Origin of the sequence: Arthrobacter humicola (assembly GCF_022803015.1) — a bacterium.
Taxonomy (GTDB): domain Bacteria; phylum Actinomycetota; class Actinomycetes; order Actinomycetales; family Micrococcaceae; genus Arthrobacter; species Arthrobacter humicola_A.
This window is the reverse complement of record NZ_JAFKON010000005.1, coordinates 128,161-144,590: the sequence shown is the minus strand read 5'-3', so window position 1 is coordinate 144,590 and position 16,430 is coordinate 128,161. Positions and strand designations below refer to the sequence as shown.

12 protein-coding genes are annotated in these 16,430 nt (G+C 68.0%); 5 read left to right on the top strand and 7 right to left on the bottom strand.

The window, feature by feature from the left end:
- Positions 1-164: 164 nt before the first annotated feature.
- A complete protein-coding gene (locus ARTB_RS11875) occupies positions 165-3,569 on the top strand; it encodes a DEAD/DEAH box helicase (protein WP_243180607.1) in 3,405 nt (1,134 codons plus the stop codon).
- Positions 3,570-3,594: 25 nt separating this feature from the next.
- On the opposite strand, the gene ARTB_RS11870 is transcribed toward ARTB_RS11875, so the two are convergent.
- Complete coding sequence (locus tag ARTB_RS11870) at positions 3,595-4,071, bottom strand: hypothetical protein (RefSeq protein WP_243180606.1); 477 nt, start codon at positions 4,069-4,071, stop codon at positions 3,595-3,597.
- Positions 4,072-4,080: 9 nt separating this feature from the next.
- Positions 4,081-6,042: a primary-amine oxidase gene (locus tag ARTB_RS11865; protein ID WP_439954121.1), complete on the bottom strand. Its 1,962-nt coding sequence runs from the start codon at positions 6,040-6,042 to the stop codon at positions 4,081-4,083.
- A 118-nt stretch (positions 6,043-6,160) separates the two neighbouring features.
- On the opposite strand from ARTB_RS11865, the gene ARTB_RS11860 reads away from it, so the two are divergent.
- Together ARTB_RS11860 and ARTB_RS11855 are read left to right on the top strand one after the other, a co-directional pair.
- The gene (locus tag ARTB_RS11860; protein WP_243180605.1) at positions 6,161-6,760 is read left to right on the top strand and encodes a TetR/AcrR family transcriptional regulator; all 600 of its coding nucleotides are present in this window, start codon (positions 6,161-6,163) and stop codon (positions 6,758-6,760) included.
- 126 nt (positions 6,761-6,886) lie between these two features.
- Positions 6,887-7,858, top strand: coding sequence for a helix-turn-helix domain-containing protein (locus ARTB_RS11855; protein WP_243180604.1), 972 nt, complete (start codon positions 6,887-6,889; stop codon positions 7,856-7,858).
- Positions 7,859-8,006: 148 nt separating this feature from the next.
- Here the strand turns inward: ARTB_RS11855 and ARTB_RS11850 are convergent, their stop codons facing one another.
- On the bottom strand, positions 8,007-9,476 hold the full coding sequence (locus tag ARTB_RS11850; protein WP_243180603.1) for an APC family permease: 1,470 nt from the start codon (positions 9,474-9,476) through the stop codon (positions 8,007-8,009).
- A gap of 349 nt (positions 9,477-9,825) precedes the next feature.
- Between ARTB_RS11850 and ARTB_RS11845 the strand changes: the two genes are divergently transcribed.
- Positions 9,826-11,235, top strand: a complete 1,410-nt coding sequence (locus tag ARTB_RS11845; RefSeq protein ID WP_243180602.1) for an aldehyde dehydrogenase family protein — start codon at positions 9,826-9,828, stop codon at positions 11,233-11,235.
- 21 nt (positions 11,236-11,256) lie between these two features.
- Here ARTB_RS11845 and ARTB_RS11840 read toward each other — a convergent pair whose 3' ends face one another.
- Both ARTB_RS11840 and ARTB_RS11835 read right to left on the bottom strand, forming a co-directional pair.
- Complete coding sequence (locus ARTB_RS11840; protein WP_243180601.1) at positions 11,257-13,419, bottom strand: elongation factor G-like protein EF-G2; 2,163 nt, start codon at positions 13,417-13,419, stop codon at positions 11,257-11,259.
- A gap of 91 nt (positions 13,420-13,510) precedes the next feature.
- A complete protein-coding gene (locus tag ARTB_RS11835; RefSeq protein ID WP_243180600.1) occupies positions 13,511-13,909 on the bottom strand; it encodes a hypothetical protein in 399 nt (132 codons plus the stop codon).
- 278 nt (positions 13,910-14,187) lie between these two features.
- On the opposite strand from ARTB_RS11835, the gene ARTB_RS11830 reads away from it, so the two are divergent.
- Positions 14,188-14,682, top strand: a complete 495-nt coding sequence (locus ARTB_RS11830) for a hypothetical protein (protein WP_243180599.1) — start codon at positions 14,188-14,190, stop codon at positions 14,680-14,682.
- 113 nt (positions 14,683-14,795) lie between these two features.
- Here ARTB_RS11830 and ARTB_RS11825 read toward each other — a convergent pair whose 3' ends face one another.
- Positions 14,796-15,218, bottom strand: a complete 423-nt coding sequence (locus ARTB_RS11825) for a heat shock protein transcriptional repressor HspR (protein WP_028275425.1) — start codon at positions 15,216-15,218, stop codon at positions 14,796-14,798.
- A 15-nt stretch (positions 15,219-15,233) separates the two neighbouring features.
- Positions 15,234-16,217: a DnaJ C-terminal domain-containing protein gene (locus tag ARTB_RS11820; protein WP_243180598.1), complete on the bottom strand. Its 984-nt coding sequence runs from the start codon at positions 16,215-16,217 to the stop codon at positions 15,234-15,236.
- Between the last annotated feature and the right edge of the window lie 213 nt (positions 16,218-16,430).

The following is a 16,430-nucleotide window of genomic DNA, read 5'->3' as shown; positions in this document are numbered from 1 at the left end:
CCGGACCTCTCCACGGTAGGTCCGTCGTCACGGCGGGCGGCCGAGCCCCGGTTGAACGTCCGGCGAAGTTTAGGCGGCGCTTGTGCGGGCGGCGGCGAAGTTCCGGGGCCTGCGAAGGCTCGGTAAGATGGATCAGATGATTACCTGCCGAAAGTAGCGCGCACATGCCATCCCATCCGGACGAGAGTGCGGCACTGGCAATACAGACTCCCGCGATCAACGACCGCTCCCTCGCGGCCGGGCTCGCTTACGCCATGGGGAGCCGCGTTTCCGGGATCTCTTTCGACGCCGCCACAGGCCTGCTGCTGGGCAAGGTGCGGGGCGGTTCCGACGTGCCCTATTCCACGACGGCGAAGCTGGTCCGGAAGGCAGGCGGCTGGAGCTGCACGGTGGGCGTCTGCAGCTGCCCGGTCCGCAAGGACTGCAAGCACGTGGCTGCCCTGCTCTTCGCGGCCGAAGACAACCCCGCCACCAGGATGCAGCTGCTGGCCCCCGCCGAGGGCACGCGGCTGTCCCGCCAAAGCGCGCCACCGGAAATGGCCGACTGGGAGCAGGCCCTTAGCCCCCTGATCGCCCACCCGGGGATCACGCCGTCCGCCAACGGCACCCCGCTGGCGCTCCAGTTCGACGTCGAGGAACCCGCCCCGCACTTTTCCTACACGGGCCGCCGCGACCCGCTCCGCAGCGTCCGCCAGCTCAAGGCACGCCCCGTCATCATGGGCGCCAAGGGCAAGTGGATCCGCGGCGACGTCTCCTGGAGCACGCTGAGCTACCTGAACTACCGGCGCGAATGCAACGAGGCGCACGTCGAGTGGATGCAGGAATTCCTCGCCTCGCACACCGCTGTGGCAAACCGGCAGCACTCCGGCACCGGACTGTGGCTGGGGCTGAACACCTACGCCGGCAAGAACCTGTGGAGCCTGCTGTCCCAGGCCCAGAAAATCGGCGTCGCCCTGGTGCACAGCCGCGGCACGGAGCCGGTGCGGCTGGTCGAACAGCCTGCCGCCGTCGGGCTGAACCTGGCGCGCATCGGCACCGGCGGGGACGACGGCGGTCTCGAGCTCGCGCCGACCATCACGGTCGAAGGTGAGGTGGTGGATCCGGCGTCGGTCGGGACCATCGGCCGCCCGGCGCACGGAATCTTCCTGGCGTCCGACGGCGGCGCCCTGCCCGGTACCGCCCCCGCGGACCCCGTCATCACCCTCGCCCCGCTGGAAAGCGGTCTCAGCGAGGAACTGCTGACCTTCGTCACGGGCGGGACAACCCTGCACATCCCCGCACGGGACGAAAGCCGCTTCCTAACAGGGTTTTACCCCAAGCTCAAGCAAACCGCGCGGGTTACCGCCTCCGACGAGTCGGTGGAACTGCCCACGCTCGCCGTCCCCACCCTGTCCCTGCTGGCCAATTACGGGGCCGACCACCGGGTCCGGCTGCATTGGGAATGGCACTACACGTCCGGAAACCTCGTCACGGCACAGCCGCTGTGGCGGCACCCGGGCGATCACGGCTACCGGGACGACCCGGCCGAGGCCCGCATCCTCGAGGCGGTCGGGCAGCCCTGGGACGTCGTGCCGGCCCTGGGCGAATCCGCGACCGGCGGCTGGGGCACGCCGCGCCTGGCGGCCACGGCAGAGCTGGCCGGACTGGACACCCTCGCCTTCACCGAGGACGTGCTCCCCCGGCTCCGCGACCTCCCTGACGTCTCCGTGGATACCTCCGGCGAGATTGCGGACTACCGCGAAGCCGAAGAAGCCCCGGTGGTGGCGATCTCCACAAAGGCGACGGACAGCCGCGACTGGTTCGATCTGGGCATCGTCATCACCCTGGAGGGCCAGCCGGTTTCCTTCGCGGCACTGTTTTCCGCCCTCGCCGCCGGCCAGACCCGCATGCTGCTCCCGAGCGGGGCGTACTTCTCGCTGGACCTGCCGGAGCTGCACCAGCTGCGGGCCCTGATCGACGAGGCCCGCTCCCTGCAGGACAACCCCGGCGACAAGGACGCCCCGCTGCAGATCAGCCGCTTCCAGGCCGGGCTGTGGGACGAGCTCGCACACCTGGGCATCGTGGATGAACAGGCCGCGGCGTGGCGCGAGTCCGTAGGCGGCCTCCTTGAAGGCGGCATCAAGGGCCTTCCCCTGCCCGGGTCACTGAACGCCGAGCTGCGCCCGTACCAGCTGGAGGGCTTCAACTGGCTGAGCTTCCTGTACCGCCACGGCCTCGGCGGCGTGCTGGCCGATGACATGGGCCTGGGCAAGACCGTCCAGGCCCTCGCCCTGATCTGCGCCGCAAAAGACGCCGCCGCAGGAGATGAAGCCGGAACCGGGTCCGGGACCGCCCCGTTCCTTGTCGTCGCCCCCACTTCCGTGGTGGGCAACTGGGAGGCGGAGACGGCTCGGTTCGCTCCCGGGCTCAACGTGCGCGCCATCGGCGAAACCTTCGCCAAGAGCGGCACGCACCCGGCCGAGGCGATGGCCGGCGCGGACATCATCATCACCTCCTACGCCCTCTTCCGCATCGACTACGAGGCCTACGCCTCCCAGACCTGGGCCGGCCTGGTCCTGGACGAGGCGCAGTTCGTCAAGAACCACCAGTCCAAGGCCTACCAGTGCGCCCGCAAACTGCCCGCCGCCTTCAAACTCGCCATCACCGGCACGCCGCTGGAGAACAACCTGATGGAGTTCTGGGCACTGACCTCGATCGTGGCTCCCGGGCTCTTTTCCAGCCCCAAACGGTTCGCCGAGTATTACCAGAAGCCGGTGGAGAAGAACGGCGACAAGGGGCAGCTGGACAAGCTCCGGCGGCGCGTCCGGCCGCTCATGATGCGGCGCACCAAGGAACAGGTCATCAGTGACCTGCCGCCCAAGCAGGAGCAGATCCTGGAAGTCGTGCTGAACCCGCGGCACCAGAAGGTCTACCAGACCCACCTGCAGCGGGAGCGCCAAAAGATCCTGGGCCTGATTGAGGACGTCAACAAGAACAGGTTCACTATCTTCCAGTCGCTGACCCTGCTCCGTCAGCTGAGCCTGGATCCCTCGCTGATCGATCCCTCCCTGTCAGGGGTGCGTTCCAGCAAGCTCGATGTCCTCTTCGAGCAGCTCGCGGACCTGGTGGCCGAAGGGCACCGGGCCTTGATCTTCAGCCAGTTCACCGGTTTCCTGGGCAAGGTCCGGGAGCGCCTGGTCGAGGAGAACATCGAGTTCTGCTACCTCGACGGCGGCACACGCAACCGCACCGACGTCGTGAACGAGTTCAAGAACGGCGCCGCGCCGGTGTTCCTCATCAGCCTCAAGGCCGGCGGCTTCGGCCTGAACCTCACCGAGGCCGACTACGTGTTCCTGCTGGACCCGTGGTGGAACCCGGCATCGGAGGCCCAGGCCGTGGACCGGACCCACCGGATCGGCCAGGCCCGGAACGTCATGGTCTACCGGCTGGTCGCCAAGGACACGATCGAGGAGAAGGTCATGGCGCTCAAAGCGAAGAAGTCGCAGCTCTTCGCCGACGTCATGGAAGGCGACGCACTCACCGGCGGCGCCCTGACGGCGGAAGACCTGGCGGGGCTGTTCAACGACTGACGCTGACCAACCCGGAAGCTGCGCTTTAGCCGCGCTTCAACCCTGATACGGCCGACCGGGGCTCCGCCCGCAGCCGGGCCAGCAGCGTCGCGGCGAGCAGCGCCGTCGTCATTTCCAGCGCGATGACTGCCAGCAGCGCCCCGGATCCCGACGGCGCCGCGCCGGCCCCTGCTGCCGCAGTGCTCACATGGTGACTGTGGCCCGTGCCGCCGGCTCCCGTGCCGAGGAGCAGGACCGCGTGCACCGCGGTCATGGCCAGCGCCGCGGCCATCACCTGGCGAAGGGCCCTGTGCCTGCCGTGGCGCCAGATGTGCACGGCGCACGGCAGGCACACTGCCACCATGGCGAGCATGAGCACGTTCAGCCAGGTCCCGTGCTGGTTCCCGGCGGCCAGCCACAGATGCGCGAGGCACGACGCCGCGGTCACGGCGGCGCAGATCCGGGAATGGAAGACGACGCCGGCGAGGCCGGCCCGGCGGCCCAAGCTGGCTGCGACACTCACGGCGCCGGCCTAGCTGTGGCAGTGTGCGCCGGCGTCGCCCTCGCCATGGCAGCTTGAGGACTGTTGAGCGTTGGCCGGCACGTCCAGCACGGGGCTCCGGTCGAAGAAGCCCTCGGGGCGGAGCTTGAAGCCGACCGTGTCCACCGGCATGATGGGCCAGTCCTCGATCCGGGGGAAGTGGGTCAGGCCGAAGGTGTGCCACACCACGATGTCCTGGCCGTCGATGTCGCGGTCCTGGGCAATGTAGGCCGGCAGGCCTGCTCCCCCGGCGTGCTGGTTGACGAAGTCCCCCGTGGGGTACCGCTCCTCCTCCGCGAACCGGGTGACCCACAGGTCCTTCGTGGCAAAGGCCGCGCGCCTGGCGATGGAGGACTCCGGATCTGCCAGGAGAGTGGGCTGGCCCTGGGCATGCAGCTTGTAGCCCACGGGTTCGCCCAAGCGGTTGCGTGATTCCGGGTTGGAAATGATCCAGGTCCGGCCGCTGGGCGCGTCGGCTTCCCGGACGGCTTCCGACTCGCGCGCCAGGACAGTCCGCTTCCGGGAGAACGCGTTGCCGCGTTCGTTGCCCTCGCCCATTCCCTGGCGGACCACGTCTTCTTCTTCGACCCGGTTGGTGAGGCCGTCGACCGCCATATCGAGACGGGCGCTGAACAGGTGCTGGTGGTACGGCGCGCCCAAGCCCGGGGCGAGCTGGGAGATGTTGGCCGAGCCGCCTTCGGGGTAGGCGGAGGTGAAGACGACGCCGGTGGCCTTGGCCTCGAACTCGATGGTGCCGTCGAGGTAGAGGTACCAGTAGAAGCCGTAGTCGTAGTTGCCGATGGTGGTGAAGAACGAGATCACCAGGCGGCGGTTGCGGCGGGTGTAGTTGATGCCCGTCCAGAGGTCGCTGTGCTTGGCCAGGATCCCCCAGTCTTCCTCGTGCATGCAGATGCCGTTGCGGATCTCGCGGGGGTTGCCGAAGGCGTCACTGATGACGGGGCTGAGGTAGGTGATCTCGCCCAGGCAGTCGCAGCCCAGTTCCAGGGAGTTGGCGTACTGGCCCACGAGGTATTCGCCGGTGTCGAAGTAGTTCTGCCACGACCGGATCGGCGACGGGTCCCCGTACGGGACCACCATTTCGGCGATGGATGCGCGGTTGATGATGGGACGCAGGCGGTCGCCGTCCTGGAAGGCAAGGTTGTGCAGCACCACCCCCTCGCGGACGTCGAAGCCGACGTCGACACTCCACTTTTCCCATTCAACGTGGTTGCCGCCGGTGACCGTGAAGCTGGGCCCGTCCGGCTGCGTGATGTTGATCGGCTTCTGCGTGGTGCGCATCGGGCCGGTGAGCTCCGGATCGGTGTAGTTGCCGTGCTCCGCGGGAATCGGGACGGCGCCGGTGTCCAGCACCTGCGTCACTTCCTGGCTCACGACGTCGACATATGCCACGAGCCCGTCCACCGGGTGCGCCCAGGCGCTGTCCTCGGGGAAATCCTGCACGAAGGCCAGACCCCGAAGGATCCGGCGGCCCCTTTCCTCCGGGTACTCGAAGACGCCGGCGGACAGCGGGGCAACGCGGACCGTGCTGACGTCCAGACCGCGGCTGGCGAGGGCCTTGAGCCAGCGCTCGTCCGTGGCCAGGAGCTGTTCGACGACTTCGAATTCCTCCTCCAGGACCGGGAGCTCGCCGGTCGCCGCCGTGTCCAGCTCGACGGCGGAAACCACCGTGCCGCTGGAGACCGAAACGGTCACATCGGCCGGCCTTCCCCCGGCGGCATCGTGCAGGAAGACCCGGAACCGGCGGTCCTCACTTTCGGCCGGCGCGTTCCGGGCGGGGTCCAGCAGACCGAGGTACGCGATGCGCCGGGTCTCGCCCAGCAGTCCCGCGGCACGCAGGATGCCCTGGACCGCGGTGATTTCGGCGCCCGTGGCCAGGCTGTAGCGGCTGTACGGACTAAACGAGGTGCGGGTGTCAGTTTGTGCGGTCATCATGACGGCCTTCGTTCGGTGACCTTTGCAGGTCAGAACTTTATTTTCTATAGTTGTAGAGAATACGGAAATGTAAGCTGTGCCACAAGAGTCCGACGCAAAATATTTGGGGAGCTGTCCGGTGCCAAAGATTGTCGACCACGACCAGCGGCGGCTTGAACTCGTCGACGCCACGTGGCGGATCATCGCCCGGCTCGGGATTGAAAGTGCCACCATGCGGGAAATTGCCCTCGAGGCAGGCTTCGCGAACGGCGCCCTCAAGCCCTACTTCCCCACCAAGGATGACCTGCTGACCTTCGCGTTCGGGCACGTCTTCAACCGCACCAACGAGCGCATCGCAGGAGTCACCGCCGGGCAGGCCGGACTGGCGGCCCTGCGGTCGTTTTGCGTCGAGGTGCTGCCGTTGGATGAGGAACGGATCAACGAGGCCCGGATTGTCATCCCGTTCTGGCAGAAGGCCATCAACGACCCCGGCAAGGCCCGGATCCACCGCGATTCGATGGAGCAGTGGCTTGCAGCGATGCGCCAGTATCTCGCCGAGGCCCGGCACGCCGGCGCCGTCACCACTACCGTCAGCGACGCCGCCCTGGCCGGGCAGCTGCTCAACCTCCTCCTCGGCGCGCAGATCGCGGCGGCACTTGCCCCGGAAGGCCAGGTGGAACTCGGGCTGAACGAGCAGCTGGAGGGCTTCCTGACCCTGCTGGGCTGCCAGGCCCGGTAATTGGGCCCGGGCGATCTTTTTTCTCCGGTTGTCGAAAAAAGATGACAGCGGCGGGCTGCGGCGCTACCCTGAAAGGACTGTGTCCCATGACACACTCCCAGAAATACGACGGCGTCAGGATCTCCTATGACCGCAGTTGCAGCCCGCCCTCCGCTCGGTCCCACGGGACAGGACGTCCGAACCAGCACGGCAGAATCCTTCGACCACTGGCGGCACCTCGTCGCGGAATCCTTCGTTCCCCTGGCCGCCTCGAGCGCAAATGCGGACAACTTCCACGGCCGCTTACGGGCCCGCAGGCTGGACCGCGTGGCACTCGTCGAGGTCTCCTCCACAAGCCATGAGGTCCACCGCACACCGGCGCTGATTGCGCAGTCCAACCAGCGCTATTTCAAGCTCAACCTCCAGCTGCAGGGCACCGGGCTCCTCATCCAGGACAACCGCGAGGCAGTCCTGCATCCGGGCGATCTCTCCATCTATGACACCAGCCGCCCCTACACGCTTGCCTTCGAGGGCGACGCCCGGCTCATGGTGCTGATGTTTCCCTGGGACGCACTGTCCCTGCCGCCGGAGTGCATCGCACAGCTTTCGGCCGTGCGTTTGGCCTCCGACGGGGGCCTCGCCGCCATCGTCGGGCCGTTCATTGCCCACCTCGCTGAGAACCTGGAGGCGCTGAGCGGCCCCAGCGGATCGCGGCTGGCCACCAACGCCCTTGATCTCGTCTCCACGATGCTGCATTCGGAACTGGACATGTCCCCCGACCGCATGAAACCCCAGGCCCTGTTGGCGGCATCCGTCCGCGAGTACATCGATGCCCACCTGGCCGATCCAATGCTGTCACCGGCGTCCATCGCGGCGGCCCATTTCATCTCCACCCGGCACCTGCACAACGTCTTCCATGAATCCGGGACCACCGTGGCGAGCTGGATCCGGACCCAGCGGCTGGAGGGGGCGCGCCGCGAACTGCGCGATCCGCTCCTGGCCGGAATGCCGGTCGGAGCCGTGGCCGCGCGCTGGGGCTTCCTGGATGCGGCCCATTTCAGCCGCTCCTTCCGGGATGCCTTCGGTGAGTCCCCCAGTGACTGGCGGCGCGGCGCCTGAGCCTGGCCTTCACCCCCTGCCGAGAGCACCTGCTGTCGTCAGCACCGCCGTTGTCGGCGCCGCGGAAACTACAAAGGCAGAGGGGGCGGTGCCGGATCTGTCCGGCACCGCCCCCTCTGCTTCCACTGCTGATGCCCACCGCCGCCCGTCAGACAGTGACCCCTGCGCGCGCGGCCCTGCCCTCCACGGCAATTTCCACCAGCACACCGGCGGTAAACACTATGGGTACGGTCAGCAGCAGGCCCACGGCCGTTTCGGCACTGCCGCCGATCAGAGCGGTGAAGTTGATGATGACGAGGGACAGGACCCAGCCAAGCAGCAGGGTGGCGAGCACCGGTGCCACCGCGGTCTGCCAGAGCTGGCCGGGCACCCTTTCCCGCCGGAAGTACGCGACGACGGCCAGCGAACAGAGCATGTAGAGCACCAGGAGCGCGGCCACGGCCAGCCCGCTGAACCAGGAAAAGAGGGTGAGGACAGGATCCAGGGACAGCACCGCGAACGGCGCCACGAGCAGGAAGGCGACCACGGTCTGGATCCGTGCAGCGACGGCGGGCGCCTTGTGCCGGTTGGTCCGGGCCACTCCGCGGGGCATCGACCCGCGCAGGGCCAGCGAATGGAGGTAGCGGTTGATGCCGTTGTGGAAGGCGATGATGCCGGCCAGCAGGGAGGTCACGAGCAGCATGCCGGTGACCGTTCCGGCCCACGGCCCGAACAGCTCCACCATCGGCGTCAGCACGAACGCGGTGGAATCGCCCGATTCGAGGGCCGCGCCCGCGGCGTCGATGACATGCGAGGGTCCGTAGTAGCTGACCAGCATCCAAGAAATGAAGGAGAAGAAGACCGCGATGACGACTACCGAGAGGTACGTGGCCCGGGCTACGGTGCGGTGGGCGTCCTTGGCCTCGGCCGAGTAGATGGCCGTTGATTCGAAGCCGAACATGGAGGCGACGGCGAACATGATGGCAACGCCCGGGGCGCCTGCGCCGATCGCCGCGGGAGAGAAGGACGCCGCCAGGCTGATCCCCTCCGGCCCGCCGCCCCGCAACAGCACGGTGAACCCGAACATGAGCAGGATGGCGACCTCCAGGCCCACGAGCACCGCCAGGACCCGCGCCCCGAGTTCGATGTTGAGGGAGCCCAGCACCTGCACGCCCGCCATGGTGATGGCGGCCAGAAGCCACCAAGGGACCACGATCCCGGCAGATCCGAGGAGGCCCGAGAACGCCGCGCCGTACAATCCATACATCGCGGCCTGGACCGTGCTGTACGCGAGGAGCGCGAGCCACGCCGCTCCCGCGCCAACCTTGCGTCCGAAGGCGGCGGTGACATAGGCGTAGAAGGCGCCGTTGGCCTGGATCTTCCGGCTCATGGCCACGAAGCCGACCGCGAAGATCACGATGACGATGCCCACCACCAGATACGCGCCGGGGGCGCCGGCGCCGTTGCCGAGCGCTGCGGCCAGCGGTGATGCCCCGACGATTCCGGTCAACGGCGCCTGGGCTGACAAAACAAAGAAAAGAATGCCCATGACGCCGACGCTGCCGGCACGCAGCGCGGTGGAGTGCTCCGTGCGGGGGCTGGATTCTGCGGTCCGGGAATCTGAATTTGAAATACTCATCGGATCCTTCTTAACGGTCATGAGTCTGGGGAACGGCGGTCTGGGAAATGGGGGTGCGTTGCACCGTGAAATCCAGCATGGCAGGTGGCGCCCGTCACGCTTTTGTCGCTGAGCGACCGGTTGTTGTTCCTGAGCGTAGTCAGCACCAGGGCCGTCGCCGCCTGCACGGCCGGCCGGACGCCCTCCGGTCCGCAGCCTCGGGAAATTGCTTTCGGTGTTCCGTTCGCTCCCGCACAACAGCTCTTCGCGGATAGACAAGCCCCTCGGCCCCTCGCCGGAGCACGCTTGAAACAGCACTCTTAGGCCGCACCGGCCGCGTTCTCTGACCTACTCGATGTGGAGTACCCCCATGGAAACCTACGACGCCCTACTCGCCTCGATCACCCCGGTGGCCGGGGAAACCCGCACGATCTTTGACCCGGCCACCGGACAGCCGGTCGGCGAAGCACCGGTCCACACCGTTCAGGACCTCGAAGCCGCCATCGCCGCCGCAGCCGCCGCGCAGCCGGCCTGGGCTGCACTGGGCCACGACGCCCGGTCCGCCGCGCTGCTCAAGGCCGCCGACGCCGTCGAACGCTCCGCCGAGGAACTCGCCCGCCTGCTCTCCCGCGAGCAGGGCAAACCGCTGAACGGCCCGAACGCCCGCTTTGAGGTCGGCGCCTGCGCCGCCTGGCTCCGCGTCGCCGCCGGCACGCCCCTGGACCCCGAAACCGTGGTGGACGACGGCGAAACCCGCGCCGAACTGCACTACCGGCCCATCGGCGTCGTCGGCGCGATCGGCCCCTGGAACTGGCCCATGATGATCACCGTCTGGCAGCTCGCCCCAGCCCTGCGCATGGGCAACGCCGTCGTCATCAAGCCGTCCGAATACACCCCGCTGTCCGTCCTTGCCCTCGTCGAAGTCCTCAACCAGGAACTCCCCGAAGGCCTCCTCACGGCGGTCTCCGGCGGCCGTGACGTGGGCGAGGCCCTGGCCGGACACCCCACGATCGGCAAGATCATGTTCACCGGCTCCACCGCCACCGGCAAGGCCATCATCAAATCCTCCGCCGACACCGTCAAACGCCTCACCCTGGAGCTCGGCGGCAACGACGCCGGCATTGTCCTGCCCGACGCCGACCCGAAGGCGATCGCCGAGGGCCTGTTCTGGGGCGCCTTCATCAACACCGGCCAGACCTGCGCGGCGCTCAAGCGCCTCTACGTCCACGCCGACATCTATGACGCCGTCTGCGAGGAACTCACCACCGTCGCCCGGGCCATGCCCATGGGCAACGGACTCGACGAGGCCAACGTCCTGGGCCCGCTGCAGAACCGCCAGCAGTTCGACATCGTCGCCGGCCTCGTCGGGGCAGCCCGCGACTCCGGCGCCAGGATCCTGCTCGGCGGCAACCCGGAGAACGACCAGCCCGGGAACTTCTACCCCGCCACCCTGGTCGCGGACATCGCCAACAGCAACCCGCTGGTCGCGGAGGAGCAGTTCGGCCCCGCCCTGCCGATCATCCGCTACGGCACCGTGGACGAGGCCATCGTAATGGCCAACGCCGTCGACGTCGGCCTCGGCGCCTCGGTCTGGTCCTCCGACCCCGCCGAAGCCCGCAAGGTGGCGGCCCGGCTCGAGGCCGGCACCGTCTGGATCAACAAGCACGGCGCCGTGGACCCCCGCATCCCGTTCGGTGGCGCGAAGCAGTCCGGCTACGGACTCGAATTCGGTGTCGAAGGCCTCAAGGCCCTCGGCGTTCCGCAGGTCATCAACGGCTGACGCTGCATTTAGCAGGGGCCATCAGCGCAGCGCCTGCGGCACTGGTTCGTGCCGCAGGTAGCTGCGCCGGAACCGGCCGCTGCCGGCGGTCAGGGCCCGCAACTCCACCGCGTACCGCAACAGTTCCTGGTCCGGCACCTCGGCGCTGATCTCGGTGCCGTCGGCGCCGGCGGAGGTGGTTCCGGTCAGGCGTGCCCGCCGGGAGGACAAGTCGCTCATCACGGCGCCCACATGGTCCTCCGAAACGCTGATGGTCACGGACGAGACCGGTTCCAGGAACTGGATGCGGGTTGCCCCGGCCGCCTCCCGGAGAGCCAGCGCCCCGGCCGCCTGGAAGGCAGCATCGGAGGAATCCACGCTGTGCGTCTTGCCGCCGATCAGCGTTACCTTGATATCCACTACCGGGAACCCGGCCGAGACGCCTTTCTGCATCTGGGCCCGCACGCCCTTTTCCACCGAGGTGATGAACGGCCCGGGAATCACGCCGCCAACGGTCTTGTCGACAAACTCGAACCCGCCGCCACGGTCAAGCGGTTCCACCTCGATGTCGCACACCGCGTACTGGCCGTGGCCGCCGGATTGTTTGACGTAGCGCCCGTGCCCGGCGGCCGGCGCGGCAAACGTCTCCCGCAGCGGCGTGATGACCGGGACGCTCTGCAGGTTCACGCCCTGGTCCCGCAGCCTGCCCAAGACGACGTCGGCGTGCGCCTCGCCCATGCACCACAGGATCAGCTGGTGGGTTTCGGAGTTGCGTTCCACCCGCAGCGTCGGGTCCCCGGCCGTGACCTTCCCCAGGTTCCTGGCCAAGGCGTCCTCGTCGCCGTGCGTGGCGGCTTCGATGGCGACCGGCATAAGCGGGTCCGGCATGTCCCAGGCGGCCACCAGCAGCGGCAGCTCCTTGGCCGAAATCGTGTCGCCGGTCTCGGCGGTGCCCAGCTTGGTCAGCGCGCAGATATCCCCCGCGACGCAGAACGGCACTGGCCGCAGTCCTGATCCCAGCGGCGAGTAGAGGTGGGTGACCCGCTCGTCGCTGTCGTGGTCCTCGTGGCCGCGGTCGGCCATTCCGCGGCCGCCCACATGGATGGCGGCGTCCTCCCGCACCACGCCGGAGAAGACGCGCACCAGGCAGACGCGGCCAAGGAACGGGTCGATCGTCGTACGGACCACTTCACCGAGCAGCGGGCCGTCGGGGTCGCAGCCGAGCGCCCCGGCGGGCACCCCGTCGAGGTCGGTCGCTGCGGGGACGTCGCGCTCCCCCGGCGTCGGAAACGCACGCACCAGGACCTCGAGCAGTTCCGACAGGCCGAGTCCGGACTCCGCCGAGGCCGGCAGCACCGGATGGAAGGACCCGCGGGCCACCGCCGTCTCAAGATCGGTGATCAGGACGTCGGGGGCGATTTCCTCGCCTCCGAGGTAGCGGTCCATGAGCGTCTCGTCTTCGCTCTCGGCAATGATCCCTTCGATCAGCGCGCCCCGTGCGGACTCCGCGGCGGCGAGTTCGACGCCAGTCGCGGCCCGGGTGGCCGGCGCCGGTTCCGCATCACTGTAGTCGGAGACCGTGCCGGTCAGCAGTCCCAGCAGCCCGGTGACGGGACCGTCGGCGGGGACCGGCAGGTAGAGCGGAAGGATGGAGTCGCCGAATGCCAGGCGGCAGCGGGCGATGGCGGCGTCGAAATCCGCGCGCGGATGGTCCAGGCGGCTGATGACCACGGCCCGCGGCATCCCGAGCCGCTGGCACTCGCTCCAAAGCGCCGTGGTCGCTGCGTCGACATCGTCGGTGGCCGAGACGACGAACAGCGCCGCATCCGCCGCCCGGAGCCCTGCCCTCAGCTCGCCGATGAAATCCGTATAGCCCGGAGTGTCCAGGAGGTTGACCTTGATGTCCCCCACCATCACCGGCACCACCGCGAGCGCCACGGAGCGCTGCTGCGCGATGGCGGAAGGATCCGAGTCGCTCACCGTAGTGCCCTCGGCGATCGAGCCCTTGCGGGTGATGGCTCCGGTGGCGGCAAGCAGTGCCTCGGTGAGCATCGTTTTTCCGGAACCGGAATGCCCCACGAGTGCCACATTGCGGACCTTGTCCGGCTGTTCCGGCGGCGCGACGCCGTTGGCGTCTGCCCGCCGGAGGTCAGACGTACCCCGGACCGGTCCCCTTGACTGCGTCTTGGCGCCTTTCGATGGCATGAGAACCTCCCGGCGTCGCATCCACTCGTGCCCTGCAGGGCCTTGTGTTAAGGATTGGACACCCTGGGACGCCCGGACAGCAAGGTCTTTTTCAGGCCGTGGCCGGAGCAACCAGGGACCCGGAGGCTGCCCGGTTCCGGAGCCAACGGCCCAGGGCCTTGCCTTTGCCCTTCCACCAGCTGTCCTCGTCGCTGCCATAGTGCCACCGGAAGATCACAGCGACCATGACGAACACCCCGGCCGCGACCTCGGGCCAAGAGCCGGAGGCGGCATCGAGGAGCACGCTGATCGCCATGACCAGGATGGAAGGCAGCGCAAGTGTCCGGAACCACGTGTTGGCGACGTACCGGCTGCGGGATCGCGGCACGGAGACCGCGCGTACGAAGTCGAAGCACAGGCAGACGACCACCAGGGCCTGCCCCAGGGACATCAGGATGTGCCCCGGCAGGGAGCCGGCAAACAGCACGGCCGCCTGGAGCCCCGGGCTCACGGCGTGCCCGTCAAAGCAGCCGGCCGTGAAGAATCGGCAGTGGACGGATCATACTCGGTTGAATCATGCATGCGATGCCCCCCGGCGTCTACGCTGCTCCTGCGCTGGCTCCGCGCCCGGGCTTCCCGTAGGAGCTGTAGGCGTGTCATGCCAGCCTTTTCTGACACTCCAATTCAACGCGCGGAATGGGCATGAAGTCACGCAAATGAGGTACCCGACTATCGGATGGTCGGGTACCTGATTGCGTTCCGGTGTACTCGGTTCGCTCCTGCCGCTACTTGCCCCGGCGGATTCGCTCCACAGCCCGCCGGCCGGCTGATCGGGCAAAAAACAGACTTCTTGCTCCGTGGCTCCTGGTCGGCACACCTGCCCGGCACCAAGCCAAGGGCGAACTCGTCAAGAATCCGCTCCTGACCGTCATCAAGAATGTGGTCAACACGGGCGTCCCGTTCATGGTGATCCTCGTATATATCATCGGGTTGCCGATCCTGCGCGACATGCTCGCCGGCGCCCAGGGCGCCTGGTTCTCCGAGCTGTCCCCCGCCAACACCCGGACCTCCGGGGCATCCATCGGATACCAGTTCTCGGCCGCAATCTCCGGCTTCATCCCCCTCATCGCAGCAGCCACGGCCGCGGCCTGGAGCTGGAGCGGCGTGGCAATCGTCTACATGGCCTGCGGAGCCATCGGACTCATCCCCGCCCTGCTCACCAGGGAAACCTGGGGAAACAGCGAACGCGCCGCCGTCGACCAGCTCATCGCCGCCAGCAAGTAGGCCACGGCAGCCCCCCACGGGACGGAACAACAGGACGCAACAACAGGACGCAACAACAGCTGTGCCCGGGACCACTGGTCCCGGGCACAGCTGCGTGTCCTGGCCGATGAGTCCTAGCCCATGCCCCTCGGCCGCCACACCACCAGCGCCTGCGACCGCGCCTGCGGACGCTTGCCGCGGGCCAGGCTGACGACGTCGCCGGCGGTTCCTGCGGCGAAGATCCGCGAATCGGCCCCTTGGCGGCGCCGGCCCAGCTCCTCAGTCAGTTCGCCGACCCGGCGCTGCAGGGCGGCCACCTGGTTCTCCAGCTGCAGGATCCGCTTGATACCCTCGAGCGAGACCCCCTCCTGGGAGAGCCGCTGGACCTCGCGGAGCATGTTCACATCCCGCTGCGAGTAACGCCGCGACTTGCCCGGGGCACGGCTGGGCGAAACGATGCCCAGACGGTCGTACTGGCGCAGCGTCTGCGGGTGCATGTCCGCCAGTTCCGCGGCAACGGAGATGACGAAGATCGGCTGGTCGAAGTCGATGGCCATGGCTGGATCCCGTTCCTAGAGCCGGGCCTTGGCTGTCAGGCCCGCGCGGACGTCCTCATTGGCGGTGGCCGTGGCGAAGGCCTTCACGGCCTCCTCCGCTTCCTTGTTCAGCTTCCGTGGAACAGCGACGTCGATCGTCACCAGCAGATCGCCGGTGGCTTTGGCGTGCTTGACGCCGCGGCCCTTGACACGCAGGGTCCTGCCCGAGGGCGTCCCTGCCGGCACCCTGACCTTGACCGTGTCGCCGTCGATCGTCGGAACCTCGATGTCGGCGCCCAGGGCCGCCTCCGGGAAGGAGACCGGGACGTGGATCCGGAGGTTGTCGCCGTCGCGGACGTAGAATTCGTGCGGCTTTACCGAGACGGTGACCATGAGGTCGCCGTTGCCGGCGGGGGCGTACTGCCCCTTGCCGCGGACGCGGACCTTTTGTCCGTCCTTGATGCCGGCCGGGATGCGGACGTCGATGATCTCGCCGTCCGGTTCACGCAGGCCGATCGTGGTGCCGCGGATGGATCCGCCGAATGAGATCGAGGTCGACGCGGTGCGGTCCGAGCCCTTCTGCGGAGCCCGTTGGAAGGACTGGCCCCCGCCGCCGAATCCGCCGCCGCCGAAGAGATCTGCGAACTCGGGCGGAATGCCGCCGGCCGTGCTGTAGCCGCCGGAGTGGCGGCCTCCGCCGCCGGTAAAGAGGCCGCCGAAGAGGTCCTCGAAGCCAGCTCCGCCGCCGGCCCCGCCGCTTCCGCCAGGGGCAAAGCGTGCGCCGCCGCCCATGGCCCGGATGGCGTCGTACTGCTGGCGCTCATCGGGGTCCGAGAGCACGGAATACGCCTCGGAGATGTCCTTGAACTTCTTCTCCGACGCGACGTTCCCCGCGTTGGTGTCCGGGTGGTGTTGCCGGGCAAGTTTGCGGTAGGCCTTCTTGATGTCGGCGTCGGAAGCGTCCTTGGCGACACCAAGGATCTTGTAGAAGTCCTTGTCCACCCAGTCCTGGCTAGCCAATGGCGTTTCCTTTCAAAAGTCGTGCAGAGTGCGTTTCGCAGATGATGGGCCCCCGCCCCTTCGCGTGGTGGCCTGGTCCTGACGGACCAAGCCACCACGCTCCGACAGGCCCGATGCCACTCCCGGGGCCCATCATCTGCTTCGCGCTGTTTCTCAACTCACTTTAGGCGAGCAACACGCTGGCGCGGAGGCCGGATAGGGGGCGGCGGTGTG